The 20654-nt window shown below is 66.4% G+C and carries 14 protein-coding genes; 9 read left to right on the top strand and 5 right to left on the bottom strand.

Features of this window, described 5'->3' with window-relative positions; genetic code table 11:
• Nucleotides 1-120: 120 nt before the first annotated feature.
• Nucleotides 121-2007 carry an alkyl/aryl-sulfatase gene (locus CPH63_RS13125; protein WP_096303356.1) on the top strand — a complete coding sequence of 629 codons (1887 nt, stop codon included), beginning with the start codon at nt 121-123 and terminating at the stop codon, nt 2005-2007.
• Nucleotides 2008-2038: 31 nt separating this feature from the next.
• Here the strand turns inward: CPH63_RS13125 and CPH63_RS13120 are convergent, their stop codons facing one another.
• Nucleotides 2039-2485: an iron chaperone gene (locus CPH63_RS13120; RefSeq protein ID WP_096303355.1), complete on the bottom strand. Its 447-nt coding sequence runs from the start codon at nt 2483-2485 to the stop codon at nt 2039-2041.
• 249 nt (nt 2486-2734) lie between these two features.
• On the opposite strand from CPH63_RS13120, the gene CPH63_RS13115 reads away from it, so the two are divergent.
• Complete coding sequence (locus CPH63_RS13115) at nt 2735-4399, top strand: MFS transporter (RefSeq protein WP_197704346.1); 1665 nt, start codon at nt 2735-2737, stop codon at nt 4397-4399.
• Nucleotides 4396-5013, top strand: coding sequence for a helix-turn-helix domain-containing protein (locus tag CPH63_RS13110; protein ID WP_096303354.1), 618 nt, complete (start codon nt 4396-4398; stop codon nt 5011-5013). The genes CPH63_RS13115 and CPH63_RS13110 overlap by 4 nt, the downstream gene beginning before the upstream one ends.
• 16 nt (nt 5014-5029) lie before the next feature.
• Here CPH63_RS13110 and glgP read toward each other — a convergent pair whose 3' ends face one another.
• Nucleotides 5030-7597, bottom strand: coding sequence for an alpha-glucan family phosphorylase (glgP, locus tag CPH63_RS13105; RefSeq protein ID WP_096303353.1), 2568 nt, complete (start codon nt 7595-7597; stop codon nt 5030-5032).
• Between the two features lie 89 nt (nt 7598-7686).
• On the opposite strand from glgP, the gene CPH63_RS13100 reads away from it, so the two are divergent.
• The 6 genes from CPH63_RS13100 to CPH63_RS23510 all read left to right on the top strand — a co-directional run bounded on the left by CPH63_RS13100 (nt 7687) and on the right by CPH63_RS23510 (nt 16930).
• The gene (locus CPH63_RS13100) at nt 7687-9687 is read left to right on the top strand and encodes an alpha-1,4-glucan--maltose-1-phosphate maltosyltransferase (RefSeq protein WP_096303352.1); all 2001 of its coding nucleotides are present in this window, start codon (nt 7687-7689) and stop codon (nt 9685-9687) included.
• A 4-nt stretch (nt 9688-9691) separates the two neighbouring features.
• Nucleotides 9692-11434 (top strand): maltose alpha-D-glucosyltransferase, encoded by a 1743-nt coding sequence (treS, locus tag CPH63_RS13095; RefSeq protein ID WP_197704345.1) that lies wholly within the window; start codon nt 9692-9694, stop codon nt 11432-11434.
• Nucleotides 11431-12894, top strand: coding sequence for a hypothetical protein (locus CPH63_RS13090; RefSeq protein WP_096303351.1), 1464 nt, complete (start codon nt 11431-11433; stop codon nt 12892-12894). Before treS ends, CPH63_RS13090 begins: the two co-directional genes overlap by 4 nt.
• A 31-nt stretch (nt 12895-12925) precedes the next feature.
• The gene (gene glgB / locus CPH63_RS13085; RefSeq protein WP_096303350.1) at nt 12926-15160 is read left to right on the top strand and encodes a 1,4-alpha-glucan branching protein GlgB; all 2235 of its coding nucleotides are present in this window, start codon (nt 12926-12928) and stop codon (nt 15158-15160) included.
• A 53-nt stretch (nt 15161-15213) separates the two neighbouring features.
• The gene (locus CPH63_RS13080; protein ID WP_096303349.1) at nt 15214-16185 is read left to right on the top strand and encodes a pirin family protein; all 972 of its coding nucleotides are present in this window, start codon (nt 15214-15216) and stop codon (nt 16183-16185) included.
• 118 nt (nt 16186-16303) lie between these two features.
• Nucleotides 16304-16930 carry a C40 family peptidase gene (locus CPH63_RS23510; protein WP_096303348.1) on the top strand — a complete coding sequence of 209 codons (627 nt, stop codon included), beginning with the start codon at nt 16304-16306 and terminating at the stop codon, nt 16928-16930.
• A gap of 48 nt (nt 16931-16978) precedes the next feature.
• On the opposite strand, the gene CPH63_RS13070 is transcribed toward CPH63_RS23510, so the two are convergent.
• The 3 genes from CPH63_RS13070 to CPH63_RS13060 form a co-directional block, all read right to left on the bottom strand.
• Nucleotides 16979-17953 (bottom strand): tetratricopeptide repeat protein, encoded by a 975-nt coding sequence (locus CPH63_RS13070; protein ID WP_197704343.1) that lies wholly within the window; start codon nt 17951-17953, stop codon nt 16979-16981.
• 12 nt (nt 17954-17965) lie between these two features.
• Nucleotides 17966-19672: a methylmalonyl-CoA mutase gene (locus CPH63_RS13065; protein ID WP_096303346.1), complete on the bottom strand. Its 1707-nt coding sequence runs from the start codon at nt 19670-19672 to the stop codon at nt 17966-17968.
• 75 nt (nt 19673-19747) lie between these two features.
• A complete protein-coding gene (locus tag CPH63_RS13060; protein WP_206745546.1) occupies nt 19748-20611 on the bottom strand; it encodes an aldo/keto reductase in 864 nt (287 codons plus the stop codon).
• Between the last annotated feature and the right edge of the window lie 43 nt (nt 20612-20654).

Raw genomic sequence — 20654 nt, 5'->3', positions numbered from 1 at the left:
GGCGCGTCCGGCGCTCGGGCGCGCCGGCCCATCCCAGCTGGTGGCCCAGGAGTGGGTCAGACAAGCCAATCATCCCCGCCGGGTGAGATCGACCGTTGCCGCGGCTGCGACTCTCAAGAGATGACGAACTCAAAGCCGGTCACATCGTCCATCGTCGAGCAGCAGGCGAAGGCCCGCGAGACGTTGCCGTTCTCCGACACCCAGGACTTCGAGGACGCCAACCGCGGTCTGGTGGGCCCGATCGAGGAACCCGTGCTCGGCGCGGACGGCCGAGTTGTCTGGGACAACTCGACGTACGCCTTCCTGGAGGGTGAGGCACCCGAGAGTGTGAATCCGAGCCTCTGGCGACAGTCGCAGCTGGTCGCAACCGGTGGGCTCTTCGAGGTGGTCGAGGGCATCTACCAGGTGCGGGGCATGGACTTGTCGAACACCACCTTCGTCGAAGGTGAGGAGGGCGTCATCGTGATCGACACCCTGTTGTCGGTGGAGACGGGCGCGGCCGCCTTGGCGCTCTATCGCCAGCACCGCGGTGACCGCGCGATCAAGGCGGTCGTCTATACCCATTCCCACGTTGACCACTTCGGCGGCGTGAAGGGTTTCGTCTCCCAGGAAGAAGTCGACTCCGGGCAGGTGCGAATACTGGCCCCAGAGGGGTTCATCGAGCACTCAGTGGCCGAGAACGTCTACGCGGGAACCGCAATGAGCCGCCGTGCGGCCTATATGTACGGCGCGGCGTTGGCCCGTGGCCCGCTGGGGCAGGTCGGCGCGGGGCTGGGCCAGACCGTCTCGACGGGCGTGGTGTCGCTCATCGCCCCGACCGACTACGTCAGCGAGACCGGACACGAGGAGACCATCGACGGGGTCCGGATGGTGTTCCAGATGGCGCCTGATACCGAGGCTCCCTCGGAGATGCTGGTCTACCTGCCGGGGTTCAAAGCCCTATGTACGGCCGAAGATGCGACGCACAACCTGCACAACCTGCTCACCCTGCGCGGTGCCGTCGTCCGCGACCCGCACGCCTGGTCCAACTACCTCACCGAGACCATCGATCTTTTCGGCGGTGAAGTCGAGGTCGCATTCGCCTCCCATCACTGGCCGACGTGGGACAACGAGCGGGTCGTCGGATTCCTGTCGACCCAGCGTGACCTCTACGCCTACCTGCACGATCAGACGCTCCGGCTGCTGAACAAGGGCTTGGTCGGGGCAGAGATCGCCGAACAGATGACCATGCCACCCGCGTTGGAGAATGCCTGGCATACACACGGGTACTACGGTTCGGCCAGCCACAACACGAAAGCCGTCTACCAGCGGTATCTGGGGTGGTTCGACGGGAACCCGTCCCACCTGTGGCAGCACCCGCCGGTGGCTCGGGCCAAGCGCGTCGTTGAGTTCATGGGAGGCGCCGATGCCGTCGTGGAGAAGGCCCGGGTCTCCTTCGCCGCCGGTGACTTCCGCTGGGTCGCCGAGGTGCTGAACGAGGTCGTCTTCGCCGAACCCGACCATGCCGAGGCCCGCGAACTGCTCGCCGACACCTACGAGCAGCTCGGGTACGGCGCCGAGAACGGCACCTGGCGCAGCTTCTACCTATCGGGCGCGACGGAGCTTCGGGAGGGCCAGTTCGGCTCGCCGACGCAGAGCGGCTCCCCGGACGTCGTCGCACAGCTCACGCCGGGAATGCTCTTCGACGCGATCGCGATCCAGGTCGACGGACCGAAGGCGTGGGACGAGAAGCTGACCATCGACGTGATCCTCACCGACACCGACGAGCATTACCGCCTGCGGCTGGCCAATGGGGTGCTCACCTACAGCGGTCGACCGCAGCCGGGCGAGGCCGACGCCACCCTGACGACGACCAAGCGGACGCTGCCGGCGCTCGCGCTCGGCGGCCTCTCGGCGGATGGGCTGGCCCAGGCCGGCATCGAACTCGCCGGTGATGCCTCGGTGCTGGCCCGCCTTGCCGACGTGCTCGATCCGGGCGACAGCAACTTCGCCATCGTTACACCGTAGACAACTCAGCTGCGGCCAGGATTGCGAGCAGTCAGCTGACGGCGGCCTTCACAAGTTCGATGACCTTCTTCTCGACGGCCGGACTCCAGTTGACCAGCGCGTAGGAAGACGGCCACATGTCGCCGTCGTCAAGGTTGGCGGCGTCCTGGAAGCCCAACGTCGAGTAGCGGTACTTGAACTTCCCCGAGTCCTGGAAGAAGAGCACGACCTTCCCCTCGGCGTTGGCGTACGCTGGCATGCCGTACCAGGTCTTCGGCGCCAACCCCGGCGCGTTCGCGGTGACGGTCACGTGCACCCGCTCGGCCAGCTCGCGGTCCGATGGCCCCATCTTGGCGATGGCCGCCAACACCGCGTCCAGGCCGTCGGCCTGCTTGGCGCCCTTCTTCCCTTCGGCGCGCAGCTCGGCGGCGCGTTCTTTCATGGCGGCACGCTCCTGCGCACTGAAGCCGTTTGACTCGTCGGCATTCTTCGCGGGCATCTGAACTTCCCCTCATCATCGGCGGATCGGCGGATCGGCGGATCGGTGGCTCGGTGGAGGAGCCCAGCTTGAAGGTTAGGTAACGACCGGACGGCGATGCTTCTCGAATCCTGATCGAATCCTGATCACTCACTCCGTTCGTTCGGCGGGCGGGAGGGGTGACCTCCCGCACTTCCGCGCTCCGTGACGACACTCAGGGGCTAGTCTACAAGTGTAGACATCGGCTGTAGACATTCTCGGAGACGATTCATGAGCACCGCAGTTCTTTCCACCGCCCAACTCCCCCGGCATCGCGCACCCATCGTGGTCGACCGAAGCACGTGGCGCGGACGGGCACTGGTGCCGGTGCTTGTGTACGTCGGTCTGCTCGTGGCCGTGATCAGCAGCCTTGGCTCACCCCTGATACCGACCATCGCCACCGACTACGGCGTCTCCCTGGGCGCAGCCCAGTGGTCGCTCACCATCACACTTCTCGTCGGCGCGGTCAGCTCGCCGGTGATCGGCCGCCTGGGCGACGGGCCTCGTCGCCAGCACGTCCTACTCATGTCCCTCGCCGTCTTGGTCACTGGAAGTGTGCTCGCCGCACTACCGGCGAAGGTCTTCGTCGTGCTGCTCGCCGGCCGGGCCATGCAGGGCATCGGCCTGGCCCTGCTGCCGCTGGCGATGAGTGTCGCCCGCGATCACCTCGATCCGGATCGGGCCCGCTCGACGCTGGCCACCCTCTCGGTCACCGCGGTCGTCGGCGTCGGCCTCGGGTACCCGCTCACCGGTCTAATCTCCGAACACCTCAATTTTCATGCGGGATTCTGGATGGCGGCCGGACTCGGAGTCATTGCGATGGTTCTGAGCGCGCTCGTCGTGCCGACCAGCATGCATCGACCCAGCCAGCGCTTCGACCTCGCCGGCGCCGGGATGCTCGGCCTCGGCCTAGCCGGCCTGCTGGTAGCGATCAGCCAGGGTGGCGACTGGGGCTGGACCTCCGCTTCGCTGCTCGGTGTCGCCGGTGCATCGGTGCTCCTGCTCATCGTCTGGGTCTGGCATGAACTACGCACCGACGACGCCCTCGTCGACCTGCGGCTGATGCAGCAGCGCACTGTCCTGACTGCGAACACCACCGCCGTGCTGGCCGGAGTCGGCATGTACATGCTGATGTCGATGGTGATCCGCTACGTCGAGACTCCGACCGCGACCGGCTACGGGCTGGACGCCTCAGTCGTAGTTGCCGGGCTGGTGCTCCTGCCGCTGTCGGCCGCCAGTTTCCTGGCCAGCAAGTTCGTTGTCCGGGTCTCCGACCGCATCACGCCCGAGCGCCTGCTCCCGGTGGGCCTGCTGGCCTTCGTCCTCGCGATGGTCATCTTCGCCACCAGCCGGAGCCACCTGTGGGAGATCTTCCTCGTGATGGCGGTCGGCGGCGTGGGCATCGGTTGCTCGTTCGCAGTCATGCCGCGCATGATCGTCAGTGTCGTGCCCGCCTCGCACACCAGCAGCGCTCTCGCCCTCAACCAGGTTCTGCGCACCGTCGGCTACTCCATCGGGAGTGCCCTGGCGGCGACGGTTCTTACCGCGCACACCGAGATCGGCAATGAATTCCCGGACGATCGCGGCTACACCGTGGGCGCCCTTATCGCGATCGTGCTCTGCCTGCTGTCCGTCGTCACCAGTGTCGTCCTGCCTGATCGCTCGGCGCGCAGAGCAGCCGCGACCGACGGCTCCCTGGATGGTGACATCGAACTCCAGATCGAAGAGAGCGTCGATGCCGGCATCGCCGGAGCGATAGCCTTCGAGACAGATGAGTTCGAGACGGAGGAGTTCGAGACGGAGGAGTTCGAGTCGGAGGAGTTCGAGACGGACGAGTTCGAGACGCAGAAGTTCGAGGAAGGCACCCCTCGACTGGAGGAGCAGCGACTGCGATGAACGCGACGACATCGGCATCACCGCCATCACGCAATATCACCGACGGACACGCGGCGAGCCCTCGGCGACGGGATGCCGCCGACAGCAAGCGACGCCTCCTCGAAGCGGCCCGGGCTCTCTTCGCCGAACGTGGCTACGACCGCACCACCGTCCGTGAGATCGGGCGGCGGGCCGATGTTGATCCAACCATGATCGCCCGCTATTTTGGCGGAAAGTCCGCGCTGTACCTGGAGTCGGTGCGCCCGGACGGGACCCCGGCCCGGGTTGACCCGCTGGACCTGACCAGCCCGGACGAGATGACCCGTCTCGTCGATCGGGTCCGACAGATCGCGGCCTCTCCCACGATGTCGGCCGCGATCCGCCCGCACCAGGATCCAGAACTTCAGGACGCCGCGATGGGCGTACTGCAGCGCCTCATCGTCGAACCGTCGACCCGGGCCGCGGAGGCCGCCGGCGCGAGCGATGCCCAACTGCGGGCCGAGATCGCCGCCGCCGCCGCGGCCGGCGTCGTGCTCAGTCGCAAGTCCGGAGCCTTCGCCGAACTCACCGCCGCCGACTCGGCCGCCGTCGGCCGCCTACTGGCACAACTGTGCAGCAGCCTGCTCAGCGTCTGACGAAGCCGCAACGCGCTCAGGCCGTGACGACCAGACCCAGTTCAGCCTCGGTGGCCAGCAGTTCGTTCTTGGGCAGCACCCGCACGGTGTAGCCGAAGGAACCGGTGCGCTGCAGCGGGACGTCACCCTCGAAGCGCATCACCCCGTCGGTCTGATCGACGACCGTCATCGAGATGTACTCGACGTCGACCAATCGATCCTCGGCGTCGACCGAGCCGTAGACCGCCTGCACGTCGACGTCCTCCGGGGCAAGCCCGTTGAGACCAACCTCGGCGCGTAGCCGCAGCACGCCACCCAACTGCGGATCACCCTCGACGACCGACTCCACGTGCGCCACCGAGACGCCTGACCAGGCATCCAACACGGTCGAGCGCCAGGCGCTCAGCACCTTCGCCTTGGCGTGCCCATTCGCGGCGAGCAGCGTGGCGGAGGCGGCAGCCGGTGCGTAGAGGTCGTTGACGTAGTCACGGACCATGCGCGTCGCCAGCACCTTCGGGCCGAGCGAGGAGATGGTGTGGCGCACCATCTGCACCCAGCGTGCGGGAACCCCGTTGGTGCCGCGGTCATAGAAGCGTGTCGAGACCTGCTGCTCGATGAGGTCGTAGAGGGCGAGTGCCTCGACATCGTCGCGGCGATCGACGTCGGTGACACCGTCCGCCGACGGGATGGCCCAGCCGTTCTCACCGTCGAACCATTCGTCCCACCAACCGTCGAGGATCGACAGGTTGAGCGCTCCGTTCAGCGCCGCCTTCATGCCGGACGTACCGCAGGCCTCCAACGGTCGCAGGGGATTGTTCAACCAGACGTCGACACCCCAGTAGAGGTAGCGGGCCATGCCGATGTCGTAGTCGGGCAGGAAGGTGATCCGGTGCCGCACGGCCGGATCGTCGGCGAAGGTCACCATCTGGGCTATCAACTGCTTGCCGGTGTCATCGGCCGGGTGGCTCTTGCCGGCGATCACGATCTGGACCGGGCGCTCCGGGTGCAGCAGCAGCGAGCGCAGCCGCTCCGGGTCGCGCAGCATCAGGGTGAGGCGCTTGTAGGACGGGACGCGCCGGGCGAACCCGATGGTCAGCACGTCCGGGTCGAAGGTCGAGGAGGTCCAGCCCAGCTCGGCCTCAGCCATACCGCGCTGCAGCGCGGACGCCCGTACCCGGCGGCGGATCTCACCGACGAGCCGCTCCCGCAGATCGCGCCGGATGCCCCAGAGTTCCTCGTCACCAACCCGCCCGAACGCACTCCAGGAGGAGCCGTCGTCCAGCGCTTCGCTGCCCAGTTCCCGCTCGGTGAGCTGCATGATGTCGCGCGACATCCAAGTCGGCGCGTGCACGCCGTTGGTGATCGAGCGGATCGGGACCTCGTTCTGGTCGAAGCCCGGCCAGAGATCGGCGAACATGCCGCGGCTGACCTCGCCGTGCAGCAGCGAGACGCCGTTGGCCCGCTGCCCCAACCGCAGTCCCATGTGAGCCATGTTGAAGATCGACGGGTCCTCCTCGGCGCCGAGGGCCAGGATGCGCTCGACCGGCACCCCGTCCAGTGCACCGAGGTGCGCGGCGATACTCTCCCGGGAGAAGCGGTCGATTCCGGCCGGCACCGGGGTGTGAGTGGTGAAGACGGTGCCCGCCCGCACCGCCTGCAGCGCTTCGTCGAAGGTGAGCTGCTCGCTCTGCACCAGCTCGCGAATGCGCTCGACGCCGAGGAAGCCGGCATGCCCCTCGTTGGTGTGAAACACCTCCGGTGCGGGAGTACCGGTTGCCGCGCAGTAGGCCCGGATCGCCCGCACGCCGCCGATGCCGAGTAGCAACTCCTGCTCGAGCCGGTGGTCGGCCCCTCCGCCGTAGAGGCGGTCGGTAACCTGGCGGGCCGCCGGGTCGTTCTCCTCGACGTCGCTGTCGAGCATCAGCAGCGGGACGCGGCCCACCTGGGCCACCCAGATCTGGGCGTGCAGGCTGCGGCCGTCCGACAGCGGGACGGTGACGCGGGCCGGCCCGTCGCCGTCGAGCAGGGGCTTGATCGGCAATCCCTGCGGGTCCAGCGAGGGGTAGCGCTCCAGCTGCCAGCCGTCCCGCGAGAGCGACTGGCTGAAGTAGCCGGCGCGGTAGAGCAACCCGACGCCGATGATCGGTACACCGAGGTCGCTCGCGGCCTTCAGATGGTCACCAGCCAGGATGCCCAGGCCACCGGAGTACTGGGGCAGCACCTCGGTGATGCCGAACTCGGGCGAGAAGTAACCGATCGAGGCCGGCAGGGCGTGCTGACGTCCGGAGTCCTCGACACCGGCCGCCTGCTCCTGCTGGTACCAGCGGGGCTGCCGGAGGTAGTCCTCGAGATCGTCCGCGACGTCCTCCAGGCGGCGCAGGAATCTGCGGTCCCGGGCCAGCGCGGCCAACCGCGTCGGGCTGACCTCACCGAGCATCCGACCCGGATCATGGCCGCAGGAGGCCCATAGGTCGGGGTCGACCGACTCCAGCAGATCCAGCGAATCCGGGTGCCAGGACCACCGTAGATTGCTCACGATCGAGGCCAGTTTCGCCAGCTCTGGGGGGAATGTCGCGCGGACGGTGAGTCGTCTCAATGCCTTCACGGCGCGTAGCTTAGTCTCCCAATCCGACTCGTCTGCGCCCGACCGTAAGGGCTTACGCTAAGTGCGTCGCGTTGAGTACGGTGGGAACTGTGGCTGGACGCATAGGACTCAACTCAGTACGCCCCGTCGTCGCCAGCGGTGAATACCCGGCCCGAGCTGTCGTCGGCGAAGCCGTCGAAGTCTCGGCGATCGTGTTCCGGGAGGGGCATGACGCAGCCGCCGCCAACGTGGTGCTCAAGCCGCCGGGAGTCGGCAAGGCCGTCAGCACCCGCCTGCTACGCACGGCCGAACCCGGCACCGACCGGTGGGCGGCCACCGTCACCTTTGACGAACCGGGCCTGTGGACGTTTGTCGTCGAGGCCTGGAGCGACCCGCTGACGACCTGGCACCACGCCCTGACGGTGAAGTTGGAGGCCGGGCAGGGGGTCGAAGACTTGGAGAACGATCTCGCGACCGGCGCGATGCTGCTGGAACGGGTGGCTCGAAGCATCCCGAAGCCGCGGCGCGCCCCGCTACTGGCGGCGGCCGCAGCCCTCACCGACTCCAACCTCAATCTGGCCCATCGGGCCGGACCGGCCCTGGACGTGCAACTGCAAGAACTGCTGCACGCCCACCCGATTCGCGAGCTGGTCACGAAGTCGCCCCGGCACAGCGTCTGGGTCGATCGAACCCGGGCGTTGAACGGAAGTTGGTATGAGTTCTTCCCTCGCTCGATCGGGGCCGAGTTGGCCACCGATGAGGACGGCCACACCAAGCCGGTCAAGCACGGCACGTTCGCAACCGCAACCAAGCACCTGGACTACGTGGCCGGGCTCGGTTTCGATGTCGTCTACCTGCCGCCGATCCACCCGATCGGCGAGGTCAATCGCAAGGGGCCGAACAACACCCTGGTGGCGGCAACCTGGGATGTCGGCAGCCCGTGGGCCATCGGTTCGCTCGACGGTGGCCATGACGCAATTCACCCGACACTGGGCACCATGGCCGATTTCAAGGCGTTCGTCGCCCGGGCCAGGAAGCTGAAGCTGGAGGTGGCGCTGGACTATGCCCTGCAGTGCGCGCCGGACCATCCCTGGGTCAAGTCACACCCGGAGTGGTTCACCACCAAGCCGGACGGCAGTATCGCCTACGCCGAGAATCCCCCTAAGAAATATCAGGATATCTACCCGCTCAACTTCGACAACGACCCGAAGGGGCTCTACGCCGAGTGCCGGCGGGTGCTGCAGGTCTGGATCGACGCCGGCGTACGCATCTTCCGCGTCGACAACCCGCACACCAAGCCGATCAACTTCTGGCAGTGGCTCATCAGCACGGTAAAGAAGGACCACCCGGATGTGCTCTTCCTGGCCGAGGCCTTCACCACACCGGCCATGATGCATGAGCTGGCCCGGGTCGGCTTCACCCAGAGCTACACCTACTACACCTGGCGCAACACCAACTACGAGCTACGCACCTACGCCGAGGAACTGGTCGAGGCGGCCGATTACATGCGCCCCAACTTCTTCGTCAACACCCCGGACATCCTCCCGGAGTACCTGCAGCACAGCGGCCCCTCGGGCTTCAAGATCCGGGCCATTCTGGCCGCCACGCTCTCGCCCACCTGGGGTGTCTACTCCGGCTACGAACTCTTCGAGCGACTACCGGTGCGGGCCGGCTCCGAGGAGTATCTGGACAGTGAGAAGTATCAACTCCGCCCACGCGACTTCGCCTCGGCCGAGGCCGACGGCCGTTCGTTGGCGCCGCTGCTGCGCCAGCTCAACAGCATCCGGCGCGAACATGAATCGCTGCACTGGCTGCGAAACCTGAAGTTCCACCCGGTGGAGAACGACGCGATGCTGGCCTTCAGCAAGACCTCCGGCGAGGACACGATTCTGGTCGTCTGCAGCACCGACCCATATAACGTCCGCGAATCGTGGACCTGGTTGGACATGCCCGCGCTGGGGTATGACTGGCACGACCGTTTCGATGCCCATGACCTGCTGACCGGCAAGACCTACGACTGGGGTCAGAACAACTTCGTACGACTCGATCCGCACGATCCGACCACTCCACCTGCTCACATCCTGCACATCCGACCGAAACCGTGGGGCTGATTGCGTGAACTCTGACCGAAGCGAACTGGAGCCCGTCACCGACGCGGCCGCGAACTTCAGCTCAGATCCGGATTGGTTCAAACGCGCAGTCTTCTACGAGGTTCTGGTTCGCGGTTTCAGCGACTCCAACGGCGATGGCACCGGCGATCTGCGTGGCCTGGCCGAGAAACTCGACTACCTGCAGTGGCTCGGTATCGATTGCCTCTGGCTACCGCCGTTCTACCCCTCACCGCTACGCGACGGCGGCTACGACATCAGCGACTACACCGGTGTGCTGCCCGAGTTCGGCACCATCGACGATTTCACCGACCTGCTGGCCCAGGCCCACGCCCGGGGGATCCGGGTGATCATCGACTTCGTCATGAATCACACGTCCGACCAGCACCCGTGGTTCCAGGCCTCTCGCAACGATCCGACCGGACCCTACGGCGACTTCTACGTATGGGAGGACGACGACACTCGGTACTCCGACGCGCGCATCATCTTCGTCGACACCGAGCCGTCGAACTGGACCTTCGACCCGGTCCGCCGCCAGTACTTCTGGCACCGGTTCTTCAGCCACCAGCCCGATCTCAACTTCGACTCGCCCAATGTCCAGCAGGCGGTGATCGACGCGCTGCGATTCTGGCTGGATCTCGGGATCGACGGGTTCCGTTTGGACGCGGTGCCTTATCTTTTCGTCCGAGACGGCACCAACGGCGAGAACCTGCCGGAGACGCACGAGTTCCTCAAACGACTGCGCAAGGAGATCGACCGGGACTACCCGGACCGGGTCATGCTCTGTGAGGCCAACCAGTGGCCGGCCGACGTGGTGGAGTACTTCGGTGACCCGGCGACCGGTGGCGACGAGTGCCATATGGCCTTCCACTTTCCGGTGATGCCCCGCATTTTCATGGCCGTTCGCCGCGAGCAGCGGTACCCGATCAGTGAGATCATGGCGCAGACGCCGGCGATTCCGGCCAATTGCCAATGGGGCATCTTCCTGCGTAATCACGACGAACTGACGCTGGAGATGGTGTCGGACGAAGAGCGTGACTACATGTGGGCCGAGTACGCGAAGGACCCGCGGATGAAGGCCAACATCGGCATTCGCCGGCGACTCGCCCCGTTGCTGGAGAACGACATCAACCAGATCGAACTCTTCAACGCCCTGTTGTTGGCCCTACCCGGATCCCCCGTGCTCTACTACGGCGACGAGATCGGAATGGGTGACAACATCTGGCTCGGCGACCGCGACGGGGTACGCACACCGATGCAGTGGACTCCCGACCGCAATGCCGGCTTCTCCACCTGCGATCCGGGACGGCTGTACCTGCCGGCCAACATGGACTCGATCTACGGGTATCAGGTGACCAACGTCGAGTCGCACACCCGCAACACCTCGTCGCTGCTGCACTGGACGCGTCGGATGATCAGCGTCCGCAAGGCGAACCCCGCCTTCGGCCTGGGTACGTTCACCGATCTCGGGGGTAGTAATCCGAGTGTGCTGAGTTTCGTCCGTGAATTCGGGGACGACATCGTGCTCAGCGTGAACAACCTCTCACGTTTCGCCCAACCGGTTGAGTTGGACCTTCGCGAATGGCAGGGTGTCGAACCAATCGAGCTTCTCGGCGGATCACGCTTTCCGGCGATCGGTGAGTTGCCGTATCTGCTGACTCTGGCCGGGCATGGCTTCTACTGGCTTCGGATTCCGCGTTTCCGCGAATCCGATGGACGGCCCGGACCACGGACGGAGGCAGGAGCATGACCGTCAACGAAACCGAACTGACATTACTGCTGGCCAATTGGGCCCCTGAGCAGCGCTGGTTCGCCGGCAAGGGACGCGCCGCTGAGTTCTCGATACAGCACGTCGCGGACCTCAGCGACGAGCCGGTCCAGGTGTCGATCTACACGCTCACCGCTCACTACCAGAACTCCCCTCACGATCCGGCGGCCGAGCAACTCAGCGAATCCGGCGACGAATTGCTGGTCGAGCCCGACGATGTCGAGGTCTATCAGGTGCCGCTGGCCATCTACCCGGAAGCCGCAGCCCATCTGGAGCACGCACTGATCGGCGTGCTGATCGGCGAAGCAGCCGGCGACTCCGACAGTTCGAGCGGTGCGGGTTGGGTCTACGACGCGCTGCACGACAAGGACGTCACCGGGCTCTGGTTGGAGGGAATCCGCGATTCACGGGTAAGCGGACCGCTACGATTCGAGCGCTTCACCGAGGACGACCTACCGGTGGATGAGCCGAGCCTGGCCCTGAGCAGCGAACAGTCGAACACCTCGCTCGTCTATGGTGGTTCGGCCATTCTCAAAGTGTTCCGGCGGCTGGAGCCCGGCATCAACCCGGACATCGAGGTGCACCGCGCGCTCACCGCGCTCGGCGCCCGGCACATCGCCCCGCTCTTCGGCAGTCTGTCGGCCACGGTCGGCGATGACGAGATGAGCCTGGCCATGCTGCAGGACTTCATGCGGACGGCGACCGACGGCTGGGAGCTGGCCAAGACCAGCGTGCGCGATCTGATGGCCGAGGCGGATCTGCATGCCTCCGAAGCCGGCGGTGACTTCGCCGGTGAGGCCGAACGCCTCGGTGCGGCCACCGCCGCCGTCCACGCTGACCTCGCCGAGGCCTTCGGCACGGCGATGATGTCGTCCGACGACCTGCGACGGTTGGCCACGTCGATGCATCACCGACTCGACGCCGCGCTGCGAATCGTCCCCCAGCTCGGCGAGGTCGAAGACGGGCTGCGGGCCACGTTCGACGCCTTCGGGTCCGAGGCCGACGGCCTGGCGGTGAGCACCCAACGCATTCACGGCGACCTGCACTTGGGGCAGGCGCTGCGTACCGCGCAGCGCTGGATCGTCCTTGATTTCGAGGGCGAGCCGGCGGCGTCGCTACCGGCTCGGCGGGCCTTCGACTCACCGCTACGGGATATGGCGGGGATGATGCGTTCCTTCGACTATGCGGCGCGTTATCAGCTCGTCGATGCCGGGCAGGTGGCCCAGCTGGAGTACCGGGCCGTCGAGTGGGCCGAGCGCAATCGCAGTGCATTCTGCGACGGGTACGCGGAGGCATCCGGGCATGACCCGCGCGATCAGGAGACGTTGATGCGGGGCTACGAGGCGGACAAGGCCGTGTACGAAGCGGTCTACGAGACCCGCAATCGGCCGTCCTGGCTGGTTGTCCCGCTAGCCTCCCTGGCCAGATTGGTTGCAGCATGAGTGAGGATCGCGCGAAGAGCGGAGAACCAGCATGAGTGAGGATCGCTTAGTCATCGGAAACAAGGAGATCAACGTGCGGGCTGAGTTCGACGTCGACGCCGGCGTCCTGGAGCGGCTGGTCGCCGGCACCCTCGGCGACCCGCACAGCATCCTCGGAGCGCACCCGACCGAGCAGTCGGCGACGGTGGTCCGCACGCTGCGCCCGCACGCCACCGCGGTGACCGTGATCGCCGAAGGCGTCCGCACTCCACTCGAGCGCATCCACGACGCCGGAGTCTTCGCCGGCCTGCTCAGCACGCCCCCAGTCGACTACCGGCTCGAGGTCAGCTACGGCGATCAGGTGAACGTGGTCGATGACCCGTACCGCTGGCTGCCGACTCTGGGCGAGGTGGATCTGCATCTCATCTCCGAGGGGCGCCACGAGAACCTCTGGCAGGTGCTCGGCGCGCACGTGCGCAGTTACGAGACACCGGGCGGGGACGTCTCCGGCACCTCCTTCGCCGTCTGGGCGCCAAATGCCCAGGGCGTCCGGGTGACCGGAGACTTCGACTACTGGACCGGACGGGCGTACCCGATGCGCGCGATGGGCTCCACCGGAGTCTGGGAGATCTTCCTACCCGGCGTCGGTGACGGCACCCGCTACAAGTTCGAGATCCTCGGCGCGGACGGGGTCTGGCGGGCGAAGGCCGACCCGATGGCCTTCGCCGCGCAGGTGCCCCCGGAGACCGCTTCGGTCGTCTTCACCTCCGGCTACGAATGGGACGACGACGCCTGGTTGCAGAAGCGCGCGGCGACGCCGTGGCACGCGGCGCCGATGTCGATCTACGAGGTGCATCTCGGCTCCTGGCGTAAGGGACTCTCCTACCAGCAGTTGGCCAACGAGCTGGTCGATTACCTGGTCGAGAACAGCTTCACCCACGTCGAGTTCCTCCCCGTCGCCGAGCATCCCTTCGGCGGCTCGTGGGGCTATCAGGTGAGCTCCTACTACGCCCCGACCTCCCGCTTCGGCTCCCCCGACGATTTCCGGCATCTGGTCGATCGGCTGCACCAGGCCGGCATCGGCGTCATCGTGGATTGGGTTCCGGGCCACTTCCCGAAGGACGAATTCGCGCTGGCCCGCTTCGACGGAACCCCGCTCTATGAGCACGGCGACCCACGCCGCGGTGAGCAACTGGACTGGGGGACCTACGTCTTCAACTTCGGCCGTAACGAGGTACGCAACTTCCTGGTGGCGAACGCCCTCTTCTGGCTGGAGGAGTTCCATATCGACGGGTTGCGGGTGGATGCCGTCGCCTCGATGCTCTACCTCGACTACTCCCGCAAGGAGGGCGAGTGGCTGCCGAACATCTACGGCGGCCGGGAGAACCTGGAGGCGGTGTCGTTCCTGCAGGAGGTGAACGGCACGGTCTACAAGCGCGTGCCGGGGGTGGTGATGATCGCCGAGGAGTCGACCTCCTGGCCGGGCGTCACCCGCCCCACCCATCTGGGGGGCCTCGGCTTCGGGTTCAAGTGGGACATGGGGTGGATGAACGACACCCTGAGCTACATCGAGCACGATCCGGTGCATCGCCAGTGGCACCACAACGAGATCACCTTCTCGATGGCCTACGCCTACTCGGAGAACTTCGTGCTGCCGCTGTCGCACGACGAGGTGGTGCACGGCAAGTCGTCGCTGGTCAACAAGATTCCGGGCGACCGCTGGCAGCAGATGGCCACCCTGCGCGCGCTGTACGCCTACATGTGGGCCCACCCCGGCAAGCAGTTGCTCTTCATGGGACAGGAACTGGCCCAGGGGTCGGAGTGGTCGGAGGAGCGCTCGCTGGATTGGTGGCTGCTCGACGGCCCGGACCACCGTGGCGTCTCCCGCCTCGTCCGCGACCTGAATCGGGCCTACGTCGACACCGCCGCCCTCTGGGAGCAGGACACCGAGCCGGCCGGGTTCCACTGGATCGACGCCAACGACGCCAAGGGGAACGTTTACTCCTTCCTGCGTTTCGCGCGGGACGGATCGGCGCTGGCCTGCGTGGTCAACTTCTCGGCCATGCCGCATGAGAACTACCGCCTCGGGCTACCGTCCACCGGCGTCTGGGAGGAGATCATCAATACCGATGCCGAGCAGTACTTCGGCTCCGGGGTCGGCAACTTCGGCAGCGTCCGGGCCTCGGGCGATCCCTGGCACGGTCAGCCGGCTTCGGCGACGCTGCGCGTCCCGCCGCTCGGCGCGGTCTGGCTGCGTCGAACCCACAGCGCGGACGGCACGGAATGATTGACGGGCACGACGAGTTAGGTAGTTGTATCTGCAACTAACTGGAGGTCGAGATGCCCGCTGTAGACGTCGATACGATGACGCTGCCTCGTTTGAGTTCACCCGGACTCGGTGACACAGAGCGCCCGGTGCGCCGAATCACCACCGGACCGAAGGGCTTCGAGGGCGAGGGCTTTCCGGTCACCCGTGCGTTTGCCGGGGTCTCCAAGGCCGAGCTCGACCCGTTCATCCACATGGACCAGATGGGCGAGGTGGAGTACGCGCCCGGAGAGCCCAAGGGGACGCCGTGGCACCCGCACCGTGGGTTCGAGACGGTGACTTACATGATCGACGGCACCTTCCTGCACCAGGACTCCCACGGTGGTGGAGGCGTCATCGAGAACGGCGCCACCCAGTGGATGACGGCCGGGTCGGGAATCCTGCACATCGAGACCCCTCCGGAGTCGCTGGTCATGTCCGGTGGCCTCTTCCACGGCATCCAGCTGTGGGTGAACCTGCCGGCCGCGCAGAAGTTCACCCCGCCGCGCTACCAGAACCTGGAGGGGAAGCAGTCCACCTTCGTCGCCTCCTCCGACGGCGGTTCGCTGGTGCGCATCATCGCCGGCGACATCGGCGGAAACACCGGCCCGGGCTCGACGCACACACCGGTCACGCTGGCTCATGCCACCATCGCCCCGGGCGCGGCGCTCTCGCTGCCGTGGCGGGCGGACTACAACGCGCTGGTCTACGTGCTCTCCGGGAATGCCACCGTCGGCGCGGAGCGGCGTCCGATCCACACCGGGCAACTCGCCGTCTTCGGGGCCGGCGACCGGATCAGCATCAGCGCCGAGACGTCGCAGGACTCGCACCGTCCCGCGGTCGAGATCCTGATCCTCGGCGGTCAGCCCATCGGTGAGCCGGTGGCCCAGTACGGACCCTTCGTGATGAACACCCGCGAGGAGCTACAGCAGGCCATCGACGACTACCAGGCCGGACGTCTCGGAGTCATTCCGGACGGGGCTTTGATGCCTCACACCTACAACTGATCAGCCGGCCGACGCCGCCGCAGTAGCTCGGTTTCCCGGACGGACAGCCGTCCGGGAAACTGAGTCCGCGTTGTGTTCGAGTGGCAGGCCGTAGTACATCATGCGACGCTCGGTAGCGATGAGCAGATCAACCAAGCAGTTTCGAGCCCCCCGTCGTCCGATCACCCGTCTTCCGATCAACCGCCTGCTTAGCGCGGTTGCCCTCAGACGGTTCGCCGCCGTAGTGCTGATCGCCGTGATCGGCTTGGCCGTCTCCACGACCTCGGCCAACGCCACCACCGTCAAGCCAGCCGTGTCGAAAGCAGCGGCCGCCAAGGCCGCCGCTACCAAGGCCGCCGCAGCCAAGGCCAAGGCTGCGGCCGCCGCCAGAGCGGCCGCTGCGGCCAAGGCCAAGGCGCGCGCGGTGGCCCATGTCGCCGCGACCATGGTCGGGCACCGTTACCGGACCGGCGGTACGACTCCGGCCGGTTTTGATTGCTCCGGATTGACGCAATACTCGTACAAGGTCGCGATTCACAAGGCGATCCCACGAACTGCCCAGGCCCAGTACAAGGCGGCCCACAGCATCCCCAAATCCAAGGCGATCGCCGGTGATCTGGTCTTCTTCCATTCCGGCAAGTCCGTTTATCACGTGGGCGTCTACGCCGGCAAGAACATGATGTACGCGGCGGCCACTACGAAATCCGGCGTTCGTTACCAGAGCATCTGGTCCAGCGCGGTCACCTACGGAAGCTTCACCCACTGAGCTGACTGAGCTAACTCAGCGGCTGGTCTGACCGAGCCGACCAGTCGGTCAGAAGAGCGCCCGGCCCAGTTCACGGCGGGCCGGAGCAACCCGCGGGTCGTCCGGGCCCAGCAGATCGAAGTACTCGAGGAGCCGGGTCCGCACCACGTCCTTCTCCTCCGCGGAGACGGCCTTGACCAGGCTGATCAGCCGGGCCAGTGCGGCGTCGACATCATTGTTGGCCAGCGCCGCATCGGCGGCGGCCAAGCCAGCCTGCACGTTGGCCGGCTCCGAGTCGGCCAACGCAACCAGGGCCGGATCGAGCTCGCTGAGCCGCTGGAAGAGTCGCACCTGACGCAGGGCCAACACCGCCTCGGAGTTGGCCGGCTCGGCATCCAGAATCGCTTGGTAGCTCTGCGCCGCGAGCTCGAAATCGCCCTCGTTGAGGGCATCCTCCGCCACGACGAAGCGCGGATCGCTTGGTTCGGGCGCCTCTTCGGTGTCGGACTCCCCCGGCTCGCCGCCGGGCGCAACCTCGACTCCGGGTAGCCCCGACTCCTGGGCCGCGTGCAGCACAGCGGCGATGAACTCCCGGACCTGCGGTTCGGGCAGCGCCCCCTCAAATCCCGGCACGGGCTGGCCGCCGATGATGGCATAGACCGCCGGAACGCTCTGCAACTGCAGAGCCTGCGCGATCCGCGGGTTGACGTCGACGTCGATGCGTCCGAGCAGCCAGGCTCCGCCGGCCTCGTTCGCCAGCTTGATCAGCAGTGGCGAGAGCTCCGCGCTGAGCTGGCTACGAGTGGAGTAGAGGTCCAGCAAGACCGGCACCTGGAAGGAGCGATCCAGAACTTTCGCCTGGAATGAGGCCTCGTCGACGTCGCTGACGAAGCTACCGGCCGGCACTGGCGGCGCTTCGGCGGCCCGGGCCGCGGCCTCGGAGCGGGCCTTCACCGCCGCCAGGTCGACGGCACCAGCCATCGCGGCGGCGACGGCGGGACTCGGTTGCGGGGGACGGTTACCACGGGGTGTTCCTGGACGCATTCCGCAAGTCTTTCAGAAACGCACCGGCTCGTGGTAATCCCCCCAGAGTGGACGGAGCACCTGGCAGAGCTCGCCCAGCGTGGTCTCTACCCGGACGGCGGCGAGCATCGGCTCGACCAGGTTCTCCCCGCGCGTCGCCGCGTCCAGCAGTCTCTGCAGAGCGGCCGCCACCGCTGCCCCATCTCGGTTGGCCCGGCGTTTGGCCAGCACGTCGCGTTGCTGTGTCTCGACCTCGTGCGACACGCGCATGATCGGCAGCGTCTCACCGATGTCACCGGTCAGCGTATTGACGCCGACCACTCGTTTGGCTCCGCGCTCCAGCTCCAGCTGGTAGGTGAAGGCGCTGTCGGCGATCTCGCCGATGAACCAGCCGTTCTCGATTCCGCGCAGCAGCCCGCTGGTGATCGTCGAGTCGCCGCCGAGCTCACGGATTCGGGCGAAGATCGCCTCCGCCTCAGCTTCGAGCTGATCGGTGAGTGCCTCCACGTACCAGGAGCCGCCGAGCGGATCGGCGACGTTCAGCACGCCGGTCTCCTCGGCGATCACCTGCTGGGTGCGCAGCGCGATCTGCGCGGCCTTGGCCGACGGGAGCGCGAGCACTTCGTCCAGGGCGTTGGTGTGCAGCGAGTTGGTGCCACCGAGCACCGCGGCCATCGCCTCGACCGCGGTGCGGACGATGTTGTTCTCCGGCTGCTGCGCGGTGAGTGAGACGCCGGCCGTCTGGGTATGAAAACGCAGCCACTGGGCCCGGTCGGTCTTGGCACCGTAGACGTCGCGCAGCCAGCGGGCCCAGACCCGGCGGGCCGCCCGGAACTTGGCGATCTCCTCGAAGAAGTCGATATGCGCATCGAAGAAGAAGGAGAGCCCCGGTGCGAACTTCTCGATGTCCAACCCGCGGGAGAGCCCGAGTTCCACGTAGCCGAAGCCGGCGGCGAGGGTGAAGGCGAGCTCCTGAGCAGCCGTGGCCCCGGCTTCACGGATGTGATAGCCGGAGACGGAGACCGGTTTGTAGGCCGGCATCTTCGCCCCCACGTACTCCATCAGGTCGCCGATGAGCTTCAACTGCGGTTCGGGTGGGTAGATCCACTCCTTCTGCGCGATGTACTCCTTGAAGATGTCGGTCTGCAGCGTGCCGTTGAGGCGATCGACCGCGACGCCCTGCCGTTCGGCGGCGACCACGTACATGCAGAAGACCGCCACCGCCGGCCCGGAGATCGTCATCGAGGTCGTGGTGGTGGCCAGGTCGATACCGTCGAAGAGGATCTCCATGTCCGCCGCTGAGTCGATGGCTACGCCACAGTGCCCGACTTCACCGATCGAGCGCTCCTCGTCGGAGTCACGCCCCATCAGCGTCGGCATGTCGAAGGCGACCGACAGGCCCCCGCCACCTTCGCCCAGGATCATCTTGTAGCGCTCGTTGGTCTGGGCCGCGCTGCCGAAGCCGGCGAATTGACGGATGGTCCACGGCTTGCCCCGATAGCCGGTGGGGTGGATCCCCCGGGTGAACGGGTACTGCCCCGGCCAGCCGATCCGCGCGAAACGCGAATCCGGCTCGGCCGGCCAGTAGAGCGGCTCGACCGTCGAACCGGAGAGGGTGGTGAAATCGCGGTCGGCGATCGGCGCGGCGGAGTAGCTGTGCCGCCATCGCTGCAGTCCCTCGGCGAAGTTCGAGTCGTCGGTCAAATTCGAGTCATCAGCCAAGTTCGAGTCGTCGGTCATAGGCGCTCCCTCATCACGCGGTGACCACTGCGCTGTCCGGCAGTCCTACGGTCTTCAGTCCCAGCCTAGGGCGAGTTACTCCTCGCCGACAGCCTCATTCAGCGCCTGCACCTGGTCGGCGGTGAGTTTCACCTGAGCCGCCGCCACGTTCTCCTCGAGGTGTGCGACCTGCGATGTCCCCGGTATCGGCAGCATTACCGGGGAGCGCGCGAGCAACCAGGCCAGCGATACCTGAGCCGGCGTCGCACCTGTGGCGGTGACGATCTCGTCGACCAGCCCGCCCGGCTCGGAGAGCTTGCCACTGGCGATCGGATACCACGGGATGAAGCCGATGCCCTGCTCAGTCGCGTAGTCGAGGACGTCCTCCGATTTGCGGAAGGTCAGGTTGAAGAGGTTCTGCACGGTGTCGATCCTGACGATCTCACTCGCTGCCTTGATCTCCTCCACTGTCACTTCGGAGAGACCGATCGCGCCGATCTTCCCCTCGGTCTGCAGCTCCTTCAGCAGGCCGACCTGATCGGCCAGCGGTACCTTCGCGTCGATTCGGTGCAGCTGGAAGAGATCGATCCGCTCGACGCCGAGGCGGCGCAGGCTCAGCTCGGCCTGCTGACGCAGGTACTCCGGCCGTCCGACCGGGTGCCACTCGTTGGGCCCGGTGCGAACCAGTCCAGCCTTGGTGGCGACGAGCACCTGGTCGGTGTAGGGGAAGAGCGCCTCACGGATGATCTCCTCGCTGACGTGCGGGCCGTAGGAGTCAGCGGTGTCGATGAAATCGACCCCCAGCTCCACCGCCCGACGCAGCACCCGGATCGCCTCCGGGCGGTCGGCCGGTTCGCCCCAGATTCCGGCGCCGGTGATGCGCATGGCTCCGAAGCCGAGGCGGTGCACGGTCTTCCCTGCGACGGAAAAGGTTCCAGATTCACGAGCTGGTGCAGACAACGGTCAGGCTCCTTCGGAGATGGGTCAACGCCACGGGGTGAAC

It is taken from the genome of Jatrophihabitans sp. GAS493 (assembly GCF_900230215.1).
GTDB lineage: Bacteria > Actinomycetota > Actinomycetes > Mycobacteriales > Jatrophihabitantaceae > MT45.
Note: the sequence above shows the minus strand (reverse complement) of the source record. Positions and strands in the feature narration are given on the sequence as shown.

Bases quoted from the DNA above. Each gene is read 5' to 3' on its own strand.
- CPH63_RS13120 (WP_096303355.1), bottom strand. From the start codon at position 2,485: ATGCCCGCGAAGAATGCCGACGAGTCAAACGGCTTCAGTGCGCAGGAG.
- CPH63_RS13070 (WP_197704343.1), bottom strand. From the start codon at position 17,953: ATGCGTCCAGGAACACCCCGTGGTAACCGTCCCCCGCAACCGAGTCCC.
- CPH63_RS13110 (WP_096303354.1), top strand. From the start codon at position 4,396: ATGAACGCGACGACATCGGCATCACCGCCATCACGCAATATCACCGAC.
- CPH63_RS13080 (WP_096303349.1), top strand. From the start codon at position 15,214: ATGCCCGCTGTAGACGTCGATACGATGACGCTGCCTCGTTTGAGTTCA.
- glgB (WP_096303350.1), top strand. From the start codon at position 12,926: ATGAGTGAGGATCGCTTAGTCATCGGAAACAAGGAGATCAACGTGCGG.
- CPH63_RS13090 (WP_096303351.1), top strand. From the start codon at position 11,431: ATGACCGTCAACGAAACCGAACTGACATTACTGCTGGCCAATTGGGCC.
- CPH63_RS13125 (WP_096303356.1), top strand. From the start codon at position 121: ATGACGAACTCAAAGCCGGTCACATCGTCCATCGTCGAGCAGCAGGCG.
- CPH63_RS13065 (WP_096303346.1), bottom strand. From the start codon at position 19,672: ATGACCGACGACTCGAACTTGGCTGATGACTCGAATTTGACCGACGAC.
- CPH63_RS13115 (WP_197704346.1), top strand. From the start codon at position 2,735: ATGAGCACCGCAGTTCTTTCCACCGCCCAACTCCCCCGGCATCGCGCA.
- CPH63_RS23510 (WP_096303348.1), top strand. From the start codon at position 16,304: ATGAGCAGATCAACCAAGCAGTTTCGAGCCCCCCGTCGTCCGATCACC.